The organism is Paenibacillus tabacirhizosphaerae (assembly GCF_040812395.1).
GTDB lineage: Bacteria > Bacillota > Bacilli > Paenibacillales > NBRC-103111 > Paenibacillus_E.
Genome location: NZ_JBFNXH010000023.1, coordinates 44892 through 65292 on the forward strand (window position 1 = coordinate 44892; position 20401 = coordinate 65292).

Below are 20401 nucleotides of genomic sequence, written 5' to 3' on the forward strand. Positions count from 1 at the left end.
AAGGATTGGCAGATGGACACGTATCTTGTTGCCGCGGTGGAACAAAGAATTATAGAAGAAAAGTTTATCGAACCAGGAGATGGGGTAGTCGTTGCGGTATCAGGAGGGCCTGATTCTGTAGCGCTGCTCCATGTCCTTTTTGACATTTCAGCGCGTTATAGTTGGAGGCTTGTGGTAGCACATGTGAATCATCGATTTCGGGGAGCTGAATCCGATGGTGAGGCTGCTTTCGTGGCGGGGATTGCATCACGCTTAGGGCTTCCTTGCGAAGTAGGTGATATTGATGTGCCTGCTTATATAGAAGAAAGCTCGATGAACGGCCAAGCCGCTGCCCGTGAGAAGCGCTACGCTTTCCTGCACGAGGTTGCTGACAACTATGGCGCCCAGCGTATTGCTCTGGCTCATCATGCCGATGATCAAGCCGAGACGGTGATGATGCGCATTCTTCGTGGGACGGGACCCTCGGGACTTGTTGGTATGCCGGAACGAAGACGCGAAAAAAAAGTGGAACTGATTCGTCCTTTCCTACGTATATACAAATCAGACCTCGTGCAATACTGCGACGAGCACGAAATTGCGTATTGCCAAGACAGCAGCAATGAGCTGCGCAAGTATTTTCGCAATCAAGTGCGACTTGATGTGCTGCCCATGCTGAAGATGTACAATGAGCAGCTTTCGTTGTCGCTAAACCGATTGACGGAGATGATGTATGCAGAGGATGACTATTTGGAAAAGGAAACCGAGCAGGTTTTTCGCCGAATCGTTACTCGCAAGCACGATAGTTGCCGTCTGGAGAGGCAAGATTTCACCGAACTGCACGTTGCTTTACAAAGGCGTTTGATTAAATTAATATTAAACTGTCTTTGTTTGGGAAAGGATAAGCTGATCTTTGCCAGAGTCGAGTTGATTCGCGAGATGATCATGAAGCGTGGGCTTTCTAATCAAGTCCTTGAGGTGGATGAACGGCTTTATATAGTGAGAGAATATGAAGCTATTCAATTTCAGACCTTCGCCCCCTCTTCTCGTCCTTATCAATATGAGGTTGATTTGGATGCAGGCGAGCTGAGCCTGCCGGAGACGGGTGCTAAGCTTATGTACTCGTTGATTGATGCAGATGCCAGTCAAATGTCTGCTCATTCATCGACAGCAACAGATGTGTATTTGGATCTCGATCAGCTGCGCTTGCCGCTATTCGTTAGAAGCCGCAAGGCGGGAGATCGGATAGAACCACATGGTTTAAACGGATCCAAAAAAGTAAAAGATATGTTCATCGATGCCAAAATGCCCATAAGTCGGCGTGATGTCATCCCCATGTTAGTCGATGCGTCCGATCATGTGCTGTGGATTACAGGTTTTCGGAGATCCAAGCATGCATGGGTAGGACCTGAGACAAAACGTGTGCTTCATATGAAGCTGATGCTAAGGTAGCAGTGTAAATTTCGTTCGCCTAGAATGCAAATTTATAAGGTTTCATAATATAAACTAGGAGGTTCATCCTTGTACAGCGATATTCAAGAAGTTCTTTACAGCGAAGAGCAGATCCAAGACAAAATCAAGGAATTAGGGGAGCGCATCTCCAGCGATTATGAAGGGAAGAATCCACTGGTCATCTGTGTGCTTAAGGGAGCTTTTATCTTTATGGCTGATCTTGTGAAGCAGATCAAAGTACCATTGGAGCTCGACTTCATGGCCGTATCCAGCTATGGTCAATCCACGAAATCATCGGGTGTCGTTAAGATTATCAAAGATCTCGACGTACCGGTGGAAGGTCGTCACATTCTAATCGTGGAGGACATTATCGATAGCGGCTTGACGCTGAGTTATCTAATAGATGTATTAGAACGACGCAATGCGAAGTCGATTTCGGTTGTTGCGTTATTCAATAAACCGGCGCGCAGGACGGTGGAGTTGGAGCCTGATTATGCAGGTTACGTGCTTCCCGATGAATTCGTTGTCGGATATGGTCTGGATTATGCAGAGAAATATCGGAACCTTCCATTTATCGGCATATTGAAACCAGAGGTTTATTCTAGCTAAGTCACATCCCGACAGCTTGGCCGCGCTGCATTGTTGTAGTGCTTTAATGGGATATGGTAAAATAATAAAAGTGTGCCGTTCGAGAGGAGGCCCGGGATGAATCGGATTATCCGGAATACCGGTTTTTATTTGCTCATATTTTTGGTTACGGTTGGTATCGTTCATTTTATTAGTACCCAAAACGAACAAAAGGAGCTAATCACTTACGATAAGTTCCGCCAAGCGGTTATTAACAAAAATGTAGAATCCGTCACTTTGAAATTCGATGGATATACGTATTTGATTAAAGGTAAGTATATTAGCCCGCCAAGCGGTGCTGATAAAAAGAGCTTTGAAACCCATGCACCGTACGAAACTTTGGTGGTTCAACTCATTGAAGCAAACGGAGTGCCGCAAGAAGCGTACGAAACGATGGAGAGAGATAGCGTATGGATTAGCTTCCTCACCTCGATTATCCCGTTTGTCATCATCTTTATCCTGTTCTTCTTTTTGCTGAATCAAGCTCAAGGTGGCGGCGGTAAAGTCATGAATTTCGGCAAGAGCCGTGCCCGCTTATATAATGAAGAGAAAAAACGCGTCACATTCGAAGACGTCGCCGGTGCGGATGAAGAGAAGCAGGAACTGGTTGAGGTTGTTGAATTCCTCAAAGATCCGCGCAAATTCGCAGCAGTTGGTGCCCGTATTCCAAAAGGTGTTCTGCTTAATGGTCCTCCGGGAACAGGTAAAACACTCCTTGCTAGAGCCGTCGCTGGTGAAGCAGGCGTGCCGTTCTTCAGTATCTCCGGTTCTGACTTCGTGGAAATGTTTGTCGGTGTCGGCGCATCCCGTGTGCGTGACTTGTTTGAGAATGCTAAGAAGAATTCGCCTTGTATTATCTTTATCGATGAGATCGATGCCGTTGGTCGTCAACGCGGCGCCGGTTTAGGCGGCGGACACGATGAGCGCGAACAAACGCTGAATCAATTGCTCGTAGAAATGGATGGATTCGGCGCGAACGAAGGTATTATCATCGTCGCTGCAACGAACCGCCCTGATATTCTTGACCCTGCGCTCTTGCGTCCAGGACGTTTTGACCGTCAAATTACAGTTGACCGTCCGGATCTGAAAGGTCGTGAAGCGGTACTGAAAGTACATGCACGCAACAAGCCTTTGGCGAAAGACGTGAAGCTGGATGCCCTGTCCCGCTATACAACAGGATTTACGGGTGCAGACCTGGAAAATCTGTTGAATGAGGCTGCTTTGATCGCTGCTCGCCGCAATCGCAAAGACATCTCCATGGCGGAGATCGAGGAAGCGTTCGACCGCGTCATTGTGGGTACGCAGAAGAAGAGCCGTATCATCAGTGATCGTGAGAAACGGATCGTCGCTTATCATGAGGCCGGACACGCAATTATCGGCTACTATGCCGAGAATGCGGATATGGTGCACAAAGTCACGATCGTGCCGCGCGGACGCGCTGGCGGTTACGTGATGATGCTGCCAAAAGAGGGCGAAGATCGCCTTGTTCAAACGAAAAAAGAGTTGCTGGATAAAGTAACGGGTCTCTTAGGCGGACGTGTTTCAGAGGAGCTGTACATTGGCGAAATCGGAACCGGAGCTTATGATGACTTCCGTAAAGCAACGGGCATCATTCGCCGAATGATTATGGAGTTCGGTATGAGTGACAAGCTTGGACCGATGCAATTTGGTAACACGCAAGGTCAAGTGTTCTTAGGTCGCGATATCGGGCATGAGCAGAACTATAGTGATGCGATCGCTTACGAAATCGATCAAGAGATGCAGAATATGACTCGTTTCTGTTATGAAAAAGCTCGCGAGATTCTGACCGAGCATGCCGATAAGGTTCATCTGATCGCGAAAACGTTGCTCGAGAAAGAAACGCTCGACAAAGACGATATTATTGCCTTGCTTGAGAAAGGCAGCTTGAATGCTGGCACTGAGGACGACGAAGTCAAAGTGAACATTCAAAGTCAAAGCCAATTGAGCGAAAGCAACAAGTTGGAGTTCGACAAAGAGAAAGAAAAAGAGAAAGATCCGAATTCGGATCAATCCGAAGAGTAACATGTAGGTGGTAACTCGTAAATCCGGTGTACACGTCAGGTGTACCCGGATTTTCTTGGTTTTTCGGGATGATTTGCGCATTGACAGAGGATGCGGGAATGTGTAAATTAGTTGTAATCTCTAATTTGAGACCGATTAGATCATACTACTATTTAGATAGACTGCAGTATACTTTTACGTCCCACATAGGGGAGGAACTAAACATGGAAGCTCTAGCATTGGAAAGAAAAGCGGAGCAGAACCGCGAACTTAAAGAGCGGCTGCTGAAATTGAAGAAAGAACGTAATGCCATTATTCTCGCTCATTATTATCAACGAGATGAAGTACAAGAAGTTGCCGATTTCCGGGGGGATTCCTTCCTGCTTGCGCAGAAGGCGGCTGAAACTGACGCAGATGTGATTGTATTCTGCGGGGTGCATTTTATGGGAGAGAGCGCTAAGATCCTAGCCCCTAACAAGACAGTCATTATTCCAGATGAGCGTGCCGGTTGCCCGATGGCCGATATGGTCAATGTGGAAGGCCTTCGGGCTTTGAAACGTCAGCATCCGAATGCGAAAGTTGTCGCCTACATTAACACTTCCGCTGACGTGAAGTCGGAAACTGACATTTGCTGCACATCGGCTAATGCGATCAATGTCATCAATTCCGTTGATTCAGATGAGATTATCTGGGTACCGGATAAAAATTTGGGTGACTATGTATCAAAATTCACAAGCAAAAAAGTAATCATCTGGGAAGGCTACTGTAACACGCATGATATGCTGACTGTTAAAGATGTGGAAGAGATGCGTGCCCAGTATCCGAATGCGCAATTCGTGGTTCATCCAGAGTGCCGCCCTGAAGTTGTCAAATTGGGTGATTTCGTTGGAAGCACGACGGCCATTATTAAATACTGCAGAGAATCCGATTGCAAAGAATTTATTGTCGGAACGGAAGATGGAACCGGATATCAATTGCGTCTGGACAGTCCGGACAAGCAATTCCATTTTGCAACGAAATATTTGGTCTGCCCGAATATGAAGGTTAACAATTTGAAGAAAATTGTGAAATGCCTGGAAACGATGCAGCCTGAAATTTATGTCCCGGAAGATGTAGCGGATAAAGCGAGATTATCCTTAGAACGAATGCTGCAAGTGAAATAGCATGTGCAGCTCGCTTGATAGTGGAAGACTGCCCCGCCAGGTACACGAATAAGTTTAAGTGCTTATCGTTGCTTCGCGGGGTAATTATGTAGAGAACAGGTGAAGCGGCATGATACCTAGATACCTCATAGATGTAGATTTAGATTCCATTCCTCATATACATACAGATGTCATTGTCATTGGCGCAGGGATTGCAGGCTTGTTCACGGCACTTCGCGCGAGTGAAAACAAAAAAGTGTTGATGATTACGAAAAAGTCACTTTTGGACAGCAATACTCGCTATGCTCAAGGGGGGATTGCTGCTGTCATATCCGATGAAGATTCACCGGAATATCATATGCAGGATACGCTGATTGCTGGCGCGGGCCTGTGTTCGCCAGAGGCTGTCGATGTGCTCGTACATGAAGGGCCCGACGGGGTGCGGGATCTGATCGAAATGGGTACCAAGTTCGATTTGGAGAACGGGGAGTTCGCTTTGACCAAGGAAGGCGCTCATAGTCAGCGCCGTATTTTACATGCACACGGCGATGCTACAGGAGCCGAGATTGTACGGGCTCTTTCGGAGCGCACGAAGTTAGATCCGAACATCGAGATCTGGGACGATCACTTTGTGATCGACCTGATCACGCAGGACGGCGAGTGCTACGGCGCCCTCGTGCAGAAGCCGGATGGCCAGCGCGTGTTTGTCCGCGGCAACGCGACGATTCTTTGCTCCGGCGGGGCGGGACAGTTGTTCCGCTACACAACCAACCCTGACATCGCTACTGGCGATGGCATTGCTATTGCTTACCGCGCCGGTGCGCACATTCAGGATGTGGAATTCATCCAATTCCACCCGACGGCGCTCTGTTACCCTGGCGCTCCGCGCTTCCTGATCTCCGAAGCGGTGCGCGGCGAGGGTGCATACCTGCGCAACATTAAAGGTGAACGCTTCATGGAGAATTACCATCCCCAACTGGAGCTCGCGCCAAGGGATGTGGTTGCCCGTGCGATTGTGGATGAAATGGAAAACAACAAATCTACTTTTGTTTATCTGGACATCACGCATGAGACCGAAGAGCTCATTAAACACCGTTTTCCAACGATTTATGAATATTGTTTAAATTATGGATTGGATATGACGACCGATTGGATCCCAGTAGCCCCTGCTGCACATTATATGATGGGTGGCGTGAAGACAGATCTGCATGGCGAGACCGCAGTGAAGCGGCTTTTCGCCTGTGGGGAAGTCTCTTCAACAGGTGTTCACGGGGCCAATCGATTAGCGAGCAACTCGATCTCAGAAGCAATTGTCTTTGGTCGAAGAATCATTGAGCGCATACAAGAGTTACCATCGCTTACGGGGAATCCCGTAATAAAGACGGATACATCTAGAACCGAATTACCGAAGCAAGCTGTCGTAGAAAAGAAATTGAAACTGCAGAAGATCATGCTTCGATACGCAGGATTCAAGCGTTCCGCTCAGGGATTGCAACAAGGTTATATCGAATTATCACGGCAACTGCCTGTATTCGAAACGCAAATGAACAAACGGGAAGATTACGAGTTTGCTAATTTGTTAAGCTGTGCGTTATTGACGACAATGTCAGCGCTGCAGCGTGAGGAAAGCCGCGGTGCACACTACCGAGAAGATTTCCCTGAACGGGATGATCTCAATTGGAAGAAGCACATCGTATTTAAACGCGGGGAAGATCGGGTTGAGGAGTGGATTTCAGATGTTGGAATTGAACATGGAGCTGATTCGTAAGAACATTCGGCTTTGGCTAGAAGAAGATATCGGCACGGGCGATGTGACGACCTTGACTACTATCCCTTTGGACCATGCCTCCAAAGGGATTATCCACGTCAAAGAAGATGGAATTGTTTGCGGATTGGCGATTGCTAAGGAAGTATTCGCCGTGGTAGACCCATCGCTTCGTTTTGAACCGAAAGTAGCGGAAGGATCGTCTGTTAAGAAAGGGACGATACTAGCGGAAGTCGAGGGGAGTACGCGAAGCATTTTATTAGGGGAGAGATTAAGTCTTAATCTTATGCAGCGTATGTCGGGCATCGCGACCAAAACGCGAGAATTTGTCGAAGCTTTGGAAGGCCTTCCTACTCGACTTGTCGATACGAGGAAAACGACTCCTGGACACAGGTTGTTGGAGAAATATGCGGTGCGAGTTGGCGGAGGCCACAATCATCGCTTTGGCCTTTATGACGCGGTCATGATTAAGGACAACCATATCAAAGGCTCAGGCGGTATTACTCAAGCTGTAAAGGCTGCTCGCCAGCAGATCCCTCATACGATGAAGATTGAAGTGGAAGTAGAGAATTTTGACCAGCTTCATGAAGCTCTGTCGGCAGGTGCAGATATCATCATGCTGGACAACATGCGACCGGAGAAGATGAAAGAAGCCGTAACCATAATTAAAAGCAAAGCGCCGCATATTGTAGTAGAAGGTTCTGGTTCTGTCACGGTACAGACCATTAAGCCAATGGCAGAAACAGGGATTGATGTTATTTCTGTTGGAAGGCTTACATATTCGGTTTCTGCGCTGGATATTAGTCTTGATCTGAATGAGCAGAAGGAGACGGCGTTATGATTCTTGTTGTGGACGTGGGCAATACGAACATTGTGCTAGGTCTTTACCGAGAGCGTACGCTCCTTCATCATTGGCGGATTAGCACGAATCGTTCTGCTACGGTGGATGAATACGGAATGCTGCTTCACAGCTTGTTCCAGCACTCAGGAATCACCTTTAATCAGGTCGAAGGCGTCATCATTTCTACGGTTGTGCCTCCGCTTATGAATGTAATGGAAAACCTTTGCTTACACTATTTAAAAAGGACGCCATTCGTCGTCGGTCCCGGTATTAAGACCGGTTTAAATATTCGTGTCGACAATCCGAAAGAGGTTGGAGCAGACCGTATCGTCAATGCAGTTGCCGCTCTTGAACTGTACGGGGCTCCTTGCATTATTGTCGACTTTGGCACAGCGACTACGTATGACTACATTGATTCTTCCCAACAACTTGTGGGCTGCGCCATTGCGCCGGGAATCGGCATTTCGACGGAGGCTTTGTATCAGAAGGCGGCTAAATTGCCGAGAATCGAATTGGTCAAACCGAAGAGCGTGGTGGGTCGAAATACGGTAGCGGCGATGCAAGCTGGCATTATTTTTGGTTATGTAGGCCAGGTGGACGGCATCGTTGAGCGGGTGAAGGAAGAGTTTAAAGTCAATCCTACGGTTATCGCAACTGGCGGTTTGGCTGAGCTGATCTCCAGCGAGTCTCGCACGATTCAAATCGTGAATCCGCTGTTGACCTTGCAAGGTCTGCAAATGATTTATGAAAAAAATGCATAACGTGGTTTGAAGAAAGGGATCATCATGACGGATTATCTAATAAGAGGAACCGCTCTTCAGGGCAGAGTGCGTGCCTTTGCTGTTCAATCAACAGCCATTACGGAGGAACTGAGCCGTAGACACCAAACGACGCCTACTGCGACAGCAGCCTTAGGAAGAACGGTTGCGGCAGGGCTTCTGATGGGAGCCATGCTGAAGGGTGAAGAGCATCTCATTATTCAAGTCAAAGGCGACGGCCCGATTGGCCAAATCGTCGTTGATGCCAATGCCAAAGGCGAGGTTCGCGGTTATGTGGATAACCCCCTCGTTGATCCGCCGTTGAAAGAGAGCGGCAAGCTGGACGTTTCAGCTGCCGTAGGAACGGATGGATTCCTTTACATAACGAAGGATCTGGGTTTAAAAGAGCCCTATAAAGGCAGTGTTCCAATCATTTCTGGAGAATTGGCAGAGGATTTCACCTACTATTTCGCAAAGTCGGAACAAACGCCATCCGCTGTTGCTTTAGGTGTATTAGTGAATACCGATCATTCAATCTTGGCGGCAGGGGGATTTGTCATTCAACTGCTTCCCGGCTTAACGGATGAGGAGATCAGCGAGATTGAGGGTATGCTATCGCAAGTTCCTTCGTTTACGAGCATGCTGGACGGCGGACTCAATCTGGAAGAAGTTCTGCAAACGGTTCTGCCTTCTGTTCAGATTTTGGACCACATGGACGTAGAGTTCCGCTGCAAATGCAGCCGTGAACGGGTAGAAACGACCTTGATTTCCTTGGGCAAGGCAGAGTTGACAGAGATTCGAGACGAGGACGGGTTTGCCGAGGTAGTATGCCATTTCTGTAATGAAGCATATCGGTACGATCGAGAAGATTTACAAAGAATGATCGACCTGTAGAGCGAGCAGGAATATTGATGTAAAGAGGGAGCTAGGATGCGGAACGTAAAGCGACTGTGGGGAATCATCAGCTTGATGGCTGTATGTATGCTTGTGCTCACTTCCTTGTTGATCGTCCGTTCCACGAACCGACCAGAACCAACGCATCCACCTGAGCCGCAGCAGCAGGGTGAGAAAGACAACGAGCGGGTAGTAGCCAAAATAGGAAATCGCGAGATAACCATTCAAGAGCTTCAAACGGCGCTGGAACGTCATTATGGGTCAGAGCTGCTCAATCAAATACTGGATCGTGAAGCAATACGTCTGGAAGGCAATGAAACGGGAACAACGATTGGAAATGCGGAAATAGAACGTGAATTGAAGCGAATGCAGCAAGGGTATGAGAGTGAAGATCAGTTTTATGCTTCGATGAAGAATCAGTTGGGAATGTCGAAAGAAGAAATTAAAGAAGATGTGAACAACAAGCTGCTGCTTGAGAAACTCGCAACCCGGAATATTGTCATTACCGATACAACGGTAGATGATTACATCAAAACACATCCGGATGAATTCAAGCAGGAGACGGAGTACAATATTCAGCAAATTATCGTTTCTACGAAAGATCAAGCGAATAAAGTACTCGCGGAACTGGCCAAGGGGGGAAATTTTGCAGTCCTGGCTAGAGATCGTTCCTTGGATGATGCAACCAATAACTCCGGCGGTGATTTAGGTTGGATTGAAGGCGATGATCCTTTTGTCGCTGCTCCTGTGCTGGATGCGGCCAAACAGCTTAAAGTCGGAGAAGTGAGTAAGCCGGTAAGCGTAGAGCAAGGCTTCGCCATTGTGAAGCTGAAAAACCGGCGTGAGAAAACGAATCCTGATCGTGCTTTTATTCGTGAAAATGTGCGAAGAGAGCTTGCGTTGCAAGAAGCGCCGCCCCTAAAAGAATATGTAGCGAGTATTCGCGCCAAGTGGGGCGTAAATATTATAGATCCACAATTTCACTGAAGGACTGTGAATTTGTGGTTGACAACCTGTAAGCGCATTGATAAGATGAGAGTATTAATGCCGACTAGTTAACTCGGAAATCATCATTTACTCACAATCTGGAGGGGAAATAGCATGGCAAGATTAGTGCAAAGCATTACTGATTTGATTGGTGACACGCCGCTGGTTCGTTTGAACCGCGTAGTTCCTGAAGGCAGTGCAGAAGTATACGTGAAGCTCGAGTACCAAAACCCGGGTGCAAGCGTAAAGGATCGTATTGCTATCTCCATGGTAGAAGTTGCTGAAAAAGAAGGTAAATTGAAGCCTGGCGATACGATTGTTGAGCCAACTAGCGGTAATACAGGGATCGGATTGGCTATGGTAGCAGCTGCAAAAGGATATAAAGCGATTCTGGTTATGCCAGAAACAATGAGCTTGGAAAGACGCAACCTGCTTCGCGCATATGGCGCACAGCTGGTTTTGACGCCAGGAGCTGAAGGCATGAAGGGGGCAATTCGCCGCGCTGAGGAACTTCAGGCAGAGAATCCAACATACTTCATCCCGCAACAATTCAATAACCAAGCGAACGTTAAAGTTCATCGCGAAACAACAGGCCCGGAAATCGTTGAAGCGATTAAAGCTCACGATGGCAAATTAGATGCTTTCATTTCCGGTATCGGTACTGGCGGAACGATTACAGGTACGGGTAGCGTTTTGAAAGAAAATTTCCCAGGAATTAAAATTTACGCGGTTGAGCCTTCTGCTTCCCCGGTTCTTTCCGGCGGTAAGCCAGGTCCTCACAAAATCCAAGGTATTGGCGCGGGCTTCGTACCTAGTATTTTGGATACGAACATCTATGATGAAATTATTACGATCGAGAACGATGATGCATTCGAAACCTCCCGCCGTGTGGCCAAAGAAGAAGGTATCCTTGGCGGTATTTCCTCAGGGGCAGCGATTTTTGCAGCGTTGAAAGTAGCGAAAGAGCTAGGCGCAGGCAAACGCGTTGTGGCTGTTCTCCCAAGTAATGGCGAGCGCTACCTCAGCACGCCACTGTACCAATTCGAAGAGCAATAAAATATTTGCAACAAGTAGAAGCCTCCAACTGCAACTGCAGATGGGGGCTTTTTTTCTGGAAACCGTTGGAGTATACTAATGGACAACTAAACGGAAGAATATTTGAAGTAATGGAGGAACTGCTATGATCCTTACAACTCTAGAGCAATGGCGCAGTTGGTCTTCCAAATACACCATGTTGCCTTACGTTATCAAGCTAGGTCTTGCTGACGACCGTATCGCTTCTTGGCTGGGGGCATGGCAGAGTGCGGCTCCCGACTCATTCGTATTAGAAAGTGGAAAGGGCGGAAGATATACGTACTTTGGCCTGCAACCCATTTCGAAGATTAGCGGGAAGGCATGGGAAGCGGAAATTACAACGATGGCTGTCCGTTCATCTGAGAATACGAGTAAACCGAAAGTGACTCGCGTGCAGGGAGCCCCCCTCGACGCCGTCAAACAGTGGATGGCTCCTTTTCATAGTCCAAAGGTCGAGGGAATACCCAAATTCCTTGGCGGCTGCGTAGGCTATTGGAGCTATGATGTCATCCGAACGATTGAGAAAATACCGGAACGAGCAGCGGATGATCTTCCTATCCCGGATTACAGTTTTGCTATGTATGATCAAATATGGACGGTTGACCACGTCGAGAAGAGCCTCTATATTGCGGTGCATATGCCTATCCCGGAAGAGCGGATTTTAGATGATGCCTGCTTGCAGCAGCTGTATCAGCAAGCGCACGTGCGGGCAGAAGCCATGTTGAGCCGTTGGCATGCGATCCGTAACGTGGGAAGCCGTGTAGATACTGGTTCCTACGCTGGCGGCAACCCCGGCGATCACCGGGCTATGGCACGCGAGCAGCTTCACATTGATGTAGAGCGGATCGAAGGCATCCAGCCCGCCTTTGGCAAAGCGGACTATATGGCTGCGGTGGAGCGCATCCAATCGTACATCGCCCAAGGTGACGTGTTCCAGGTCAACTTGTCCGTACGGCAAAGCCGCAAGCTGCATACGTCGCCGGAGGAGATTTACGAGGCGCTGCGCGCCGTCAATCCCTCGCCGTACATGGGCTTGCTGCGATTCGACGGCTTCGCCCTCGTCTCCGGCTCGCCGGAGCTGCTGGTGCAGCTCGAAGATGGCGTCCTGCGGACGCGGCCGATTGCGGGCACGCGCCCGCGCGGCAAGGACGAGCAGGATGATCTGCGCCTGGCCGGCGAACTCATCGACAACGAAAAAGAGCGCGCTGAGCACGTCATGCTGGTCGACCTCGAGCGCAACGACCTCGGACGCATTTCCAAATATGGCTCCGTCCGAGTCAAAGACTTCATGGTCATTGAGTACTATTCCCACGTGATGCATATCGTCTCGGAAGTCGTCGGAGAGCTGGCCAACGACAGAGACGCTTACGACGTCATCGCAGCGACCTTCCCGGGAGGCACAATTACTGGGGCTCCCAAGATTCGCACCATGGAAATTATTGAAGAACTGGAGCCTGTTCGTCGTGGGCCTTATACAGGGTCCATGGGTTGGATTGACTATAATGGAAATATGGAATTTAATATTATTATACGCACACTTGTCGCGATTCAAGGAATGGGTCATATTCAGGCGGGAGCCGGGATTGTGATTGACTCCGTTCCGGAGCGAGAGTATGTGGAATCTTTGAACAAAGCCAAGGCGATGTGGAAAGCAATCGAATTTAGCGAGCGGAGCATGAGCCGAGCTTAAGCCCGCCAGGGCTGATGAGACGAAAGGGGAGCTTAGCATGATTTTAGTAATCGACAATTATGATTCATTTACGTACAACCTCGTACAATACTTGGGGGAGATCGGGGAAGAAGTCATCGTTCGTCGTAATGACGAGATTGATTTGGCCGGTGTTGAAGCGCTGAAGCCGGATCATATTTTAATTTCTCCGGGGCCATGTACCCCGAATGAAGCGGGTATCAGCCTTTCGCTCATTGAGCATTTCAAAGGCATCATCCCGATTTTCGGTGTCTGTCTTGGTCATCAATCCATTGGACAAGCATTTGGCGGCGACGTCATTCGCGCAGAGCGATTGATGCATGGCAAAACTTCGCAAATTTTCCATGACGGAAAAACGCTGTTCGAGGGGCTTGAATCACCGTTTACGGCGACTCGATACCATTCTTTAATCGTGAAGGCAGAGACGCTTCCGGATTGCTTGGAAGTGAGCGCGCGCACGGCTGAGGGCGAGATCATGGCCTTGAGACATAAAGAATATCCGATTGAGGGAGTTCAATTTCATCCAGAATCGATTATTACGGACCACGGTCATCAAATATTGCGTAATTTCCTTCGCCGTACGGCAAAAGCGGGAGCTTAGTTCATGATCATAAGCATCAATGGTACTTTTTACGATGAACAGAAAGCCGTGGTCTCGGTTTATGATCACGGCTTTCTTTACGGGCTTGGGTTGTTTGAAACGTTCCGTACGTATGAGGGACAGCCATTTCTCCTCCCCGAACATTTAACACGGTTAGCGGAAGGCTGCAAGGAGCTCGGCATCTCGTATGAGAGCAACTTTGAATATGTTCGGCAACTAATCGTTCAGTTGCTTCAAGCCAACAAGCTCAGCGATGCCTATATCCGCTACTCCGTATCCGCAGGTGTGGATGCACTAGGACTACCATCCGGGGCCTATGATCAGCCAACCGAGATTGTGTACATCAAGCCACTTCCGCCAAGAGACGAATCCGTCTACAAGCAGGGTAAGGCTCTGCAGCTTCTTAAGCTGCCGCGCAATACACCGGAAGGCCTATACAGGTTTAAATCTTTCCATTACATGAACAATATTCTGGCAAAGCGGGAATTGCAAAACTATGAGTGGGCAGCCGGAGCCGAAGGCCTGATGCTAACTGAGGACGGTTATTTGGCTGAGGGGATCGTCAGCAACCTCTTTTTTGTGAAAGACAACATCTGCTACACACCTTCGCTGGATACAGGCATCTTGCCTGGGATTACCCGGGCTCATGTCTTACGCCTAGCTCAGAACAATCTTATTCCTACTCAAGATGGAATGTATACATGGGAGGACCTCCTTGAAGCGGATGAGGTATTTATTGTGAATTCTATACAGGAAATAGTACCTATTACGACCTTGTACACACCTAGTGGACAAAAATATCCAGTAAGTTCCGGCGCAGCAGGCCCTACAACTCGTCAACTTATCGAGCTTTATAAATGAATGGCTATACCAAATAGGAAGTGACAACAGATGAAAGTGTTATCCTGTAGAGGACATCAGCTACCCATCGGTGATCGTACGATCATCATGGGTATTTTGAACGTGACACCGGACTCCTTCTCGGATGGAGGTTCGTATGTCTCCATTGACACCGCAGTGCAAAGAGCGCGTCAAATGGTCGCCGAAGGTGCGGATATCATTGATATCGGGGGTGAGTCTACGCGCCCGGGTTTTGCCCGAGTGCCTGAGGAAGAAGAACTTCGGCGCGTGATTCCTGTTATCGAAGCACTGAGATCAGCAGTCAACGTGCCCATCTCGATTGACACCTACAAAGCAGGGGTCGCCAAGCGGGCACTGGAAGCCGGCGCGCACATTATCAACGATGTCTGGGGCGGCAAAGCAGATACCCGCATGGCGGAAGTAGCCTCTCAATACGACTGTCCGTTCATTATCACGCATAACCGTACAGACACGAACTACACTGATTTTCTCTCCGATGTTCTTGCAGATTTACAAGAATCCGTTCATCAAGCGCGACGAGCTGGGGTTCGCATCGAGAACATCATCCTTGATCCAGGTATTGGATTTGCCAAGTCGCACGAACAAAATCTCTTTCTCATGAACCGCCTTCGCACCTTAGCGGATATCGGACTTCCCGTGCTGCTGGGCACTTCCCGCAAAAGCATGATCGGCACCGCGCTCGGAGGGCTCTCATCAGATGAACGTCTGGAAGGAACAGCGGCCACAGTGGCGCTTGGTATCGCGCAAGGCTGCAGCATCGTCAGAGTCCACGATATTCAAGCTATGAAGCGGGTCGCCGTTATGACAGACGCTATTATTCGCACATAATCTAGTCCACGGAGGTTTTTAGATATGGATAAAATCATACTATCCCGGATGCAATTTTTTGGACATCACGGTGTTTTCCAGGAAGAAAACCAGTTGGGTCAGCGCTTCTACGTCGATGTAGAGCTCATGGTTCCGCTCGACAAGCCTGGGAAGTCCGATCACCTGGACGATACGATCAATTATGCGGAAGTTTTTTTCAAGGTTAAGGACATTGTCGAGGGCCGCACCTTCAAATTAATTGAGGCCTTAGCAGAAAACATTGCATCCGAGCTGCTGCATACTTATACTAGTATCAATGAAGTGACGGTTCGCGTCATTAAGCCGCATCCGCCCTTCGCCGTCATTTTCGACGGCGTTACCGTAGAGATTAACCGAAAGCAGGCAAAATGAATGACAGCGGAAGAACGAGAACAAGGCATAACCGCATATGTAGCGTTAGGATCGAACTTAGATAATCGCGAACACTTTTTACAGCAGGCTATCACTGCGCTTAATGAGCAAGCAGGGATTACGGTCACAGCCGTATCAAGCATCTACGAAACCGAGCCCGTTGGTTACGTGGATCAGTCCGCTTTTCTCAATATGGTCATAGAAGTTGTCACAGTTGTGCCGGCAGAAGAATTGCTGAGCATGATGCTTGCTATCGAGACACGCTTGGGCAGAACGCGCGATTTGCGTTGGGGTCCAAGAACAATTGACCTGGATTTGCTCCTTTATGGTGAACAACAGCTTTCCACCCCCGACTTGATCATTCCGCATCCGCGAATGCATGAGCGGGCTTTTGTGTTAGTTCCTCTCTCGGAGGTTCTCTACAATCGACAGGAAGCTGCTTTTGAATTCATCTCCACCCAATTGGAGAAACTGGATGGAAAGGAAGGCGTCGTTTTATGGAAAAAAGCTCAGTAGCCCAGCGCATCCGCGCTTTTCGTAAATTAAAAGGATATACGCAAAATGAATTGGCCGATATGCTCGGCGTATCTATTGCCATCCTAGGCGCGATCGAACGGGGTACGCGTAAACCGGATAGCAAAATCATTAACAAAATATCGCAAGTGCTAAACATCGAACCGGATGAATTGGTAGCAGCGGTCGCGAGGTGATAGAAATGGAATCTTCTGGGCTTAAAATAGGAAATGTCGAAGCGCCCAATAAAGTTGTGCTGGCTCCTATGGCTGGCGTTTGTAATCCTGCGTTCAGGCTCATTGCCAAAGAATTCGGGACTGGTTTGGTATGCGCAGAAATGGTCAGCGATAAAGCTATCGTTCATGGCAATTCGCGTACGCTGGATATGCTGTATGTAGACGATCGGGAGAAACCGCTTAGCCTGCAAATTTTCGGAGGCGACACCGAAACGCTTGTCGAAGCGGCCAAAGTCGTTGACAAGCATACGAACGCAGATATCATTGATATCAACATGGGTTGTCCTGTGCCGAAAATCGTCAAATGCGACGCAGGCGCACGCTGGTTGTTGCAGCCGGATAAAATCGAGGAAATGATCGCAACAGTCGTTGCAGCGGTCAGCAAGCCGGTTACGGTCAAAATGCGAATCGGCTGGGACTCCGAGCATATTTACGCCATCGAAAATGCGAAGGCAGTCGAACGCGGCGGCGGCAGCGCGGTAAGCGTTCACGGACGCACACGCGAGCAGATGTACACAGGCAAGGCGGATTGGGATATTATTCGCGATGTGAAGCAAGCACTGTCGATTCCTGTCATCGGCAATGGCGATGTGGTTACGCCGGAGGATGCCAAACGGATGATCGACCACACAGGTGTGGATGGTGTTATGATAGGTCGTGGCGCTTTGGGCAACCCTTGGATGTTGTACCGGACCGTTCAATATTTGACTAACGGCGAGCTGCCTCCCGAACCTACAGCGGCGGAAAAGATGCGAATTGCCATCCTTCATATGGATCGTCTCGTTGACTTGAAAGGCGAACATGTAGCAGTGAAAGAAATGCGCAAGCATATGGCATGGTACCTCAAAGGGCTAGTTGGTTCGGCGCGGGTTAAAGATGTCATTATGGAGCTTGTGAAGCGCGATGATATGGTGCGTGTTTTGAATGAATATGTCGAGAATTTGGATGCCCAATCTCAGTCCGCTGAGGCTCCGGAATCCGCTGCACTCCATTAAAACAACCAGCATTGGCTTAGATTGACATTTTGAAACGGTTGCAATATAATCAGTCAATATTAATGTATGTTCCCGCATATAGTGAACGACAGCGGTGTCATCTTGAGGCGCCAGACTAATATATTAACTAATAGTGAATTCATACTTATTGAATCGGCTCTTTTAACGACCTAACTCCTAGCAGAAGCATTGATTCAACGATATGAAAATCTTTCACACGACGGGAGATCAGTTGGAAATGGCTGAAAAAGAAGTCATTCTTACACAGGAAGGCTTGAAAAAGCTGGAGGATGAACTTGAATATCTGAAATCGGTGAAACGCCGCGAAGTTGCGGAAAGAATCAAAGTTGCCATCGGTTATGGTGATATTAGTGAGAACTCCGAATACGAAGATGCCAAGAACGAACAAGCCTTTATTGAAGGCAGAATTATTACACTCGAAAAAATGCTGCGCAACGCGCGGATTATTAATAACGATGATGTGGATATCAATACTGTGAGCGTAGGTTCAATCGTAACACTGAAAGATTTAGAGTTTGGCGACTTAGTCGAATATAATATCGTAGGTACGGCGGAGTCTGATCCGTTCCAGAATAAGATTTCCAATGAAAGCCCTGTCGGCAAAGCAATTCTTGGTAAGCAAAAGGGCACAAACGTAGATGTTATCGTTCCTGCAGGCGTCATACAGTATCAGATTATCGATATTAAAAAGTAATGTGCAGCCGCATCTCTTTGGAAAGCTTCCTTCCGGAAGCTTTTTTCCGGTTTTTCAACCCGAAAAACTTGAGGAGAGGGACGAGCTCGATTAATAATAAAATAATACCTAGGAGATGAAAGCATGAGCCAGGAATTAGAATTAAATGAATTGCTCGTAATTAGACGCAATAAATTGGACGAGCTACGCGCTTTGGGCGTAGACCCGTTTGGCAGCAAGTACGAAAGAACGCACACCGCTAAAGAAATTTTGGATAGCTATGAGGCGAAAACCAAGGAAGAACTAGATGAAGAGCCAGTTGAGGTCTCGATCGCAGGCCGTATTATGCAAAAACGCGTAATGGGGAAGGCTAGCTTTGCGCACATTCAGGATATTTCGGGTAAAATTCAAATTTACGTCCGCGCAGATTCCGTAGATGAAAATAAATATCAAGCTTTTGACATTCTAGATCTTGGCGATATGGTAGGGGTGCGCGGTGTCGTTTTCAAAACGAAAACAGGCGAAACTTCTATTAAGGTGAAATCGCTTGAGGTCTTGACCAAATCGTTAATCCCATTACCGGATAAATTCCATGGTCTTAGCGATGTTGAAATGCGTTACCGTCAACGTTACGTGGATTTGATCACGAATCAGGACGTTCAGCAAACATTTATTCTTCGCTCCCGCATCATCCAGTCCATGCGCCGCTATTTGGATTCTTTGGGCTACTTAGAAGTAGAGACACCAACCCTGCATGCAATTGCCGGCGGCGCGTCCGCGCGTCCATTTATCACGCATCACAATGCGCTGGATATGCAGCTGTATTTGCGTATCGCAATTGAACTTCACCTCAAACGCCTTATTGTGGGTGGATTGGAGAAGGTGTACGAGATTGGCCGCGTGTACCGTAACGAGGGTGTTTCAACGCGTCACAATCCTGAATTTACGATGATCGAGCTGTATGAGGCTTATGCCGATTACAAGGACATTATGAAACTTACAGAGGAGCTTGTTGCGCATATTGCGCAAGAGGTTCTTGGCAAAACAACGGTTCAATACGGTGAGCATGAGGTAAATCTAGCAGTGGGCTGGAGACGCGTGTCCATGGTTGATGCGATTAAAGAAGTTAAAGGTGTAGACTTTAGTGTTCATATGTCAAATGAAGAAGCTCATCGTCTGGCAAAAGAACATAAAGTAGCTGTAGAGCCGCATATGACTTTCGGTCATATCGTGAATCAGTTCTTTGAGACCTTTGTTGAAGAAACGTTGATTCAGCCAACCTTCATTTACGGACACCCTTTAGAAATTTCTCCTCTTGCCAAAAAAAATCCAGAAGATCCGCGCTTTACGGATCGTTTCGAGCTTTTCATTGTTGCGCGTGAGCATGCCAATGCATTCACCGAGCTGAATGATCCAATTGATCAGAGGGAACGTTTTGAAGCGCAACTTCGTGAAAAAGAGCAAGGCAATGATGAAGCTCATGAGATGGACGATGACTTTATCCGCGCATTGGAATATGGCATGCCGCCAACGGGTGGCCTAGGCATCGGTATTGACCGTTTGGTAATGCTGTTGACGAACGCTCCATCTATTCGTGACGTCTTATTATTCCCCGCTATGCGTGAACGTCAAAGCGAGTAAAATCCTTATATGTCGGGGTGCCAAAAGGTGTCCCGATATTTTTTTAAATAATACTTGCATTGTTTGTCCTGTCTGTGGTATCTTATAAAAGTCGCCGCTGAAAAGAAGGCGAAAGTAACTTAAGAAAAACAAGTTGCAAAAGAAATGTTAGTATGATATATTGGTCTTCCGGCTTCGAAAGAGGGCGGGAACATCAGTGGAAATTGTTCTTTGAAAACTGAACAACGAGTGAAGAAGCACGAACGAGCAATCGTTCAAAAAAAAGAGATGCAAATCTCGCTAGCAAGTCAATTGAGCTATTCAGCTTTCAATAAGGTTTACCTTTTTGGAGAGTTTGATCCTGGCTCAGGACGAACGCTGGCGGCGTGCCTAATA

At 47.9% G+C, this 20401-nt stretch carries 20 protein-coding genes; all 20 read left to right on the forward strand.

Annotated elements, in window-relative coordinates; all coding sequences use genetic code 11:
* Positions 1 to 12 precede the first annotated feature (12 nt).
* Complete coding sequence (gene tilS / locus ABRS97_RS25435; protein ID WP_367818631.1) at positions 13 to 1428, forward strand: tRNA lysidine(34) synthetase TilS; 1416 nt, start codon at positions 13 to 15, stop codon at positions 1426 to 1428.
* 69 nt (positions 1429 to 1497) lie between these two features.
* Positions 1498 to 2037 (forward strand): hypoxanthine phosphoribosyltransferase, encoded by a 540-nt coding sequence (hpt, locus tag ABRS97_RS25440; protein ID WP_367818633.1) that lies wholly within the window; start codon positions 1498 to 1500, stop codon positions 2035 to 2037.
* A 96-nt stretch (positions 2038 to 2133) separates the two neighbouring features.
* Positions 2134 to 4098: an ATP-dependent zinc metalloprotease FtsH gene (ftsH, locus tag ABRS97_RS25445; protein WP_367818635.1), complete on the forward strand. Its 1965-nt coding sequence runs from the start codon at positions 2134 to 2136 to the stop codon at positions 4096 to 4098.
* A 203-nt stretch (positions 4099 to 4301) separates the two neighbouring features.
* On the forward strand, positions 4302 to 5240 hold the full coding sequence (gene nadA / locus ABRS97_RS25450; RefSeq protein ID WP_367818637.1) for a quinolinate synthase NadA: 939 nt from the start codon (positions 4302 to 4304) through the stop codon (positions 5238 to 5240).
* A 109-nt stretch (positions 5241 to 5349) separates the two neighbouring features.
* The gene (gene nadB / locus ABRS97_RS25455; RefSeq protein ID WP_367818638.1) at positions 5350 to 6987 is read left to right on the forward strand and encodes an L-aspartate oxidase; all 1638 of its coding nucleotides are present in this window, start codon (positions 5350 to 5352) and stop codon (positions 6985 to 6987) included.
* Positions 6956 to 7825 (forward strand): carboxylating nicotinate-nucleotide diphosphorylase, encoded by an 870-nt coding sequence (nadC, locus tag ABRS97_RS25460; protein ID WP_367818639.1) that lies wholly within the window; start codon positions 6956 to 6958, stop codon positions 7823 to 7825. The genes nadB and nadC overlap by 32 nt, the downstream gene beginning before the upstream one ends.
* On the forward strand, positions 7822 to 8586 hold the full coding sequence (locus ABRS97_RS25465; RefSeq protein WP_367818640.1) for a type III pantothenate kinase: 765 nt from the start codon (positions 7822 to 7824) through the stop codon (positions 8584 to 8586). Before nadC ends, ABRS97_RS25465 begins: the two co-directional genes overlap by 4 nt.
* Before the next feature lie 24 nt (positions 8587 to 8610).
* Complete coding sequence (gene hslO, locus ABRS97_RS25470; protein WP_367818642.1) at positions 8611 to 9477, forward strand: Hsp33 family molecular chaperone HslO; 867 nt, start codon at positions 8611 to 8613, stop codon at positions 9475 to 9477.
* 36 nt (positions 9478 to 9513) lie between these two features.
* Positions 9514 to 10464 carry a peptidylprolyl isomerase gene (locus ABRS97_RS25475; protein WP_367818644.1) on the forward strand — a complete coding sequence of 317 codons (951 nt, stop codon included), beginning with the start codon at positions 9514 to 9516 and terminating at the stop codon, positions 10462 to 10464.
* 114 nt (positions 10465 to 10578) lie between these two features.
* Positions 10579 to 11520: a cysteine synthase A gene (gene cysK, locus ABRS97_RS25480; RefSeq protein ID WP_367818646.1), complete on the forward strand. Its 942-nt coding sequence runs from the start codon at positions 10579 to 10581 to the stop codon at positions 11518 to 11520.
* Positions 11521 to 11644: 124 nt separating this feature from the next.
* The gene (locus ABRS97_RS25485; RefSeq protein WP_367818648.1) at positions 11645 to 13228 is read left to right on the forward strand and encodes an anthranilate synthase component I family protein; all 1584 of its coding nucleotides are present in this window, start codon (positions 11645 to 11647) and stop codon (positions 13226 to 13228) included.
* A gap of 37 nt (positions 13229 to 13265) precedes the next feature.
* Entirely contained in the window at positions 13266 to 13847 is a 582-nt protein-coding gene (gene pabA, locus ABRS97_RS25490; RefSeq protein ID WP_367818650.1) for an aminodeoxychorismate/anthranilate synthase component II, read from the forward strand.
* 3 nt (positions 13848 to 13850) lie between these two features.
* Positions 13851 to 14708 carry an aminodeoxychorismate lyase gene (gene pabC / locus ABRS97_RS25495; RefSeq protein ID WP_367818651.1) on the forward strand — a complete coding sequence of 286 codons (858 nt, stop codon included), beginning with the start codon at positions 13851 to 13853 and terminating at the stop codon, positions 14706 to 14708.
* Positions 14709 to 14738: 30 nt separating this feature from the next.
* Positions 14739 to 15557, forward strand: coding sequence for a dihydropteroate synthase (gene folP / locus ABRS97_RS25500; RefSeq protein WP_367818652.1), 819 nt, complete (start codon positions 14739 to 14741; stop codon positions 15555 to 15557).
* Positions 15558 to 15581: 24 nt separating this feature from the next.
* Positions 15582 to 15947 carry a dihydroneopterin aldolase gene (gene folB, locus ABRS97_RS25505; RefSeq protein WP_367818654.1) on the forward strand — a complete coding sequence of 122 codons (366 nt, stop codon included), beginning with the start codon at positions 15582 to 15584 and terminating at the stop codon, positions 15945 to 15947.
* Positions 15948 to 16463 carry a 2-amino-4-hydroxy-6-hydroxymethyldihydropteridine diphosphokinase gene (gene folK, locus ABRS97_RS25510; RefSeq protein ID WP_367818655.1) on the forward strand — a complete coding sequence of 172 codons (516 nt, stop codon included), beginning with the start codon at positions 15948 to 15950 and terminating at the stop codon, positions 16461 to 16463.
* Entirely contained in the window at positions 16445 to 16657 is a 213-nt protein-coding gene (locus tag ABRS97_RS25515) for a helix-turn-helix domain-containing protein (protein WP_367818657.1), read from the forward strand. The genes folK and ABRS97_RS25515 overlap by 19 nt, the downstream gene beginning before the upstream one ends.
* A gap of 5 nt (positions 16658 to 16662) precedes the next feature.
* A complete protein-coding gene (gene dusB, locus ABRS97_RS25520) occupies positions 16663 to 17691 on the forward strand; it encodes a tRNA dihydrouridine synthase DusB (protein WP_367818658.1) in 1029 nt (342 codons plus the stop codon).
* A gap of 238 nt (positions 17692 to 17929) precedes the next feature.
* Complete coding sequence (gene greA, locus ABRS97_RS25525; protein ID WP_367818660.1) at positions 17930 to 18406, forward strand: transcription elongation factor GreA; 477 nt, start codon at positions 17930 to 17932, stop codon at positions 18404 to 18406.
* Positions 18407 to 18529: 123 nt separating this feature from the next.
* Positions 18530 to 20026 carry a lysine--tRNA ligase gene (lysS, locus tag ABRS97_RS25530; protein ID WP_367818662.1) on the forward strand — a complete coding sequence of 499 codons (1497 nt, stop codon included), beginning with the start codon at positions 18530 to 18532 and terminating at the stop codon, positions 20024 to 20026.
* The last annotated feature ends 375 nt before the right edge of the window (positions 20027 to 20401 follow it).

Excerpts from the sequence above, each read along its gene's own strand:
- nadB (WP_367818638.1), top strand. The coding sequence starts at position 5,350 with ATGATACCTAGATACCTCATAGATGTAGATTTAGATTCCATTCCTCAT.
- dusB (WP_367818658.1), top strand. The coding sequence starts at position 16,663 with ATGGAATCTTCTGGGCTTAAAATAGGAAATGTCGAAGCGCCCAATAAA.
- folP (WP_367818652.1), top strand. The coding sequence starts at position 14,739 with ATGAAAGTGTTATCCTGTAGAGGACATCAGCTACCCATCGGTGATCGT.
- greA (WP_367818660.1), top strand. The coding sequence starts at position 17,930 with ATGGCTGAAAAAGAAGTCATTCTTACACAGGAAGGCTTGAAAAAGCTG.
- lysS (WP_367818662.1), top strand. The coding sequence starts at position 18,530 with ATGAGCCAGGAATTAGAATTAAATGAATTGCTCGTAATTAGACGCAAT.
- pabC (WP_367818651.1), top strand. The coding sequence starts at position 13,851 with ATGATCATAAGCATCAATGGTACTTTTTACGATGAACAGAAAGCCGTG.
- ABRS97_RS25465 (WP_367818640.1), top strand. The coding sequence starts at position 7,822 with ATGATTCTTGTTGTGGACGTGGGCAATACGAACATTGTGCTAGGTCTT.
- ftsH (WP_367818635.1), top strand. The coding sequence starts at position 2,134 with ATGAATCGGATTATCCGGAATACCGGTTTTTATTTGCTCATATTTTTG.
- nadA (WP_367818637.1), top strand. The coding sequence starts at position 4,302 with ATGGAAGCTCTAGCATTGGAAAGAAAAGCGGAGCAGAACCGCGAACTT.
- nadC (WP_367818639.1), top strand. The coding sequence starts at position 6,956 with ATGTTGGAATTGAACATGGAGCTGATTCGTAAGAACATTCGGCTTTGG.
- ABRS97_RS25475 (WP_367818644.1), top strand. The coding sequence starts at position 9,514 with ATGCGGAACGTAAAGCGACTGTGGGGAATCATCAGCTTGATGGCTGTA.
- folB (WP_367818654.1), top strand. The coding sequence starts at position 15,582 with ATGGATAAAATCATACTATCCCGGATGCAATTTTTTGGACATCACGGT.
- ABRS97_RS25515 (WP_367818657.1), top strand. The coding sequence starts at position 16,445 with ATGGAAAAAAGCTCAGTAGCCCAGCGCATCCGCGCTTTTCGTAAATTA.
- hslO (WP_367818642.1), top strand. The coding sequence starts at position 8,611 with ATGACGGATTATCTAATAAGAGGAACCGCTCTTCAGGGCAGAGTGCGT.
- folK (WP_367818655.1), top strand. The coding sequence starts at position 15,948 with ATGACAGCGGAAGAACGAGAACAAGGCATAACCGCATATGTAGCGTTA.
- cysK (WP_367818646.1), top strand. The coding sequence starts at position 10,579 with ATGGCAAGATTAGTGCAAAGCATTACTGATTTGATTGGTGACACGCCG.
- ABRS97_RS25485 (WP_367818648.1), top strand. The coding sequence starts at position 11,645 with ATGATCCTTACAACTCTAGAGCAATGGCGCAGTTGGTCTTCCAAATAC.
- tilS (WP_367818631.1), top strand. The coding sequence starts at position 13 with ATGGACACGTATCTTGTTGCCGCGGTGGAACAAAGAATTATAGAAGAA.
- pabA (WP_367818650.1), top strand. The coding sequence starts at position 13,266 with ATGATTTTAGTAATCGACAATTATGATTCATTTACGTACAACCTCGTA.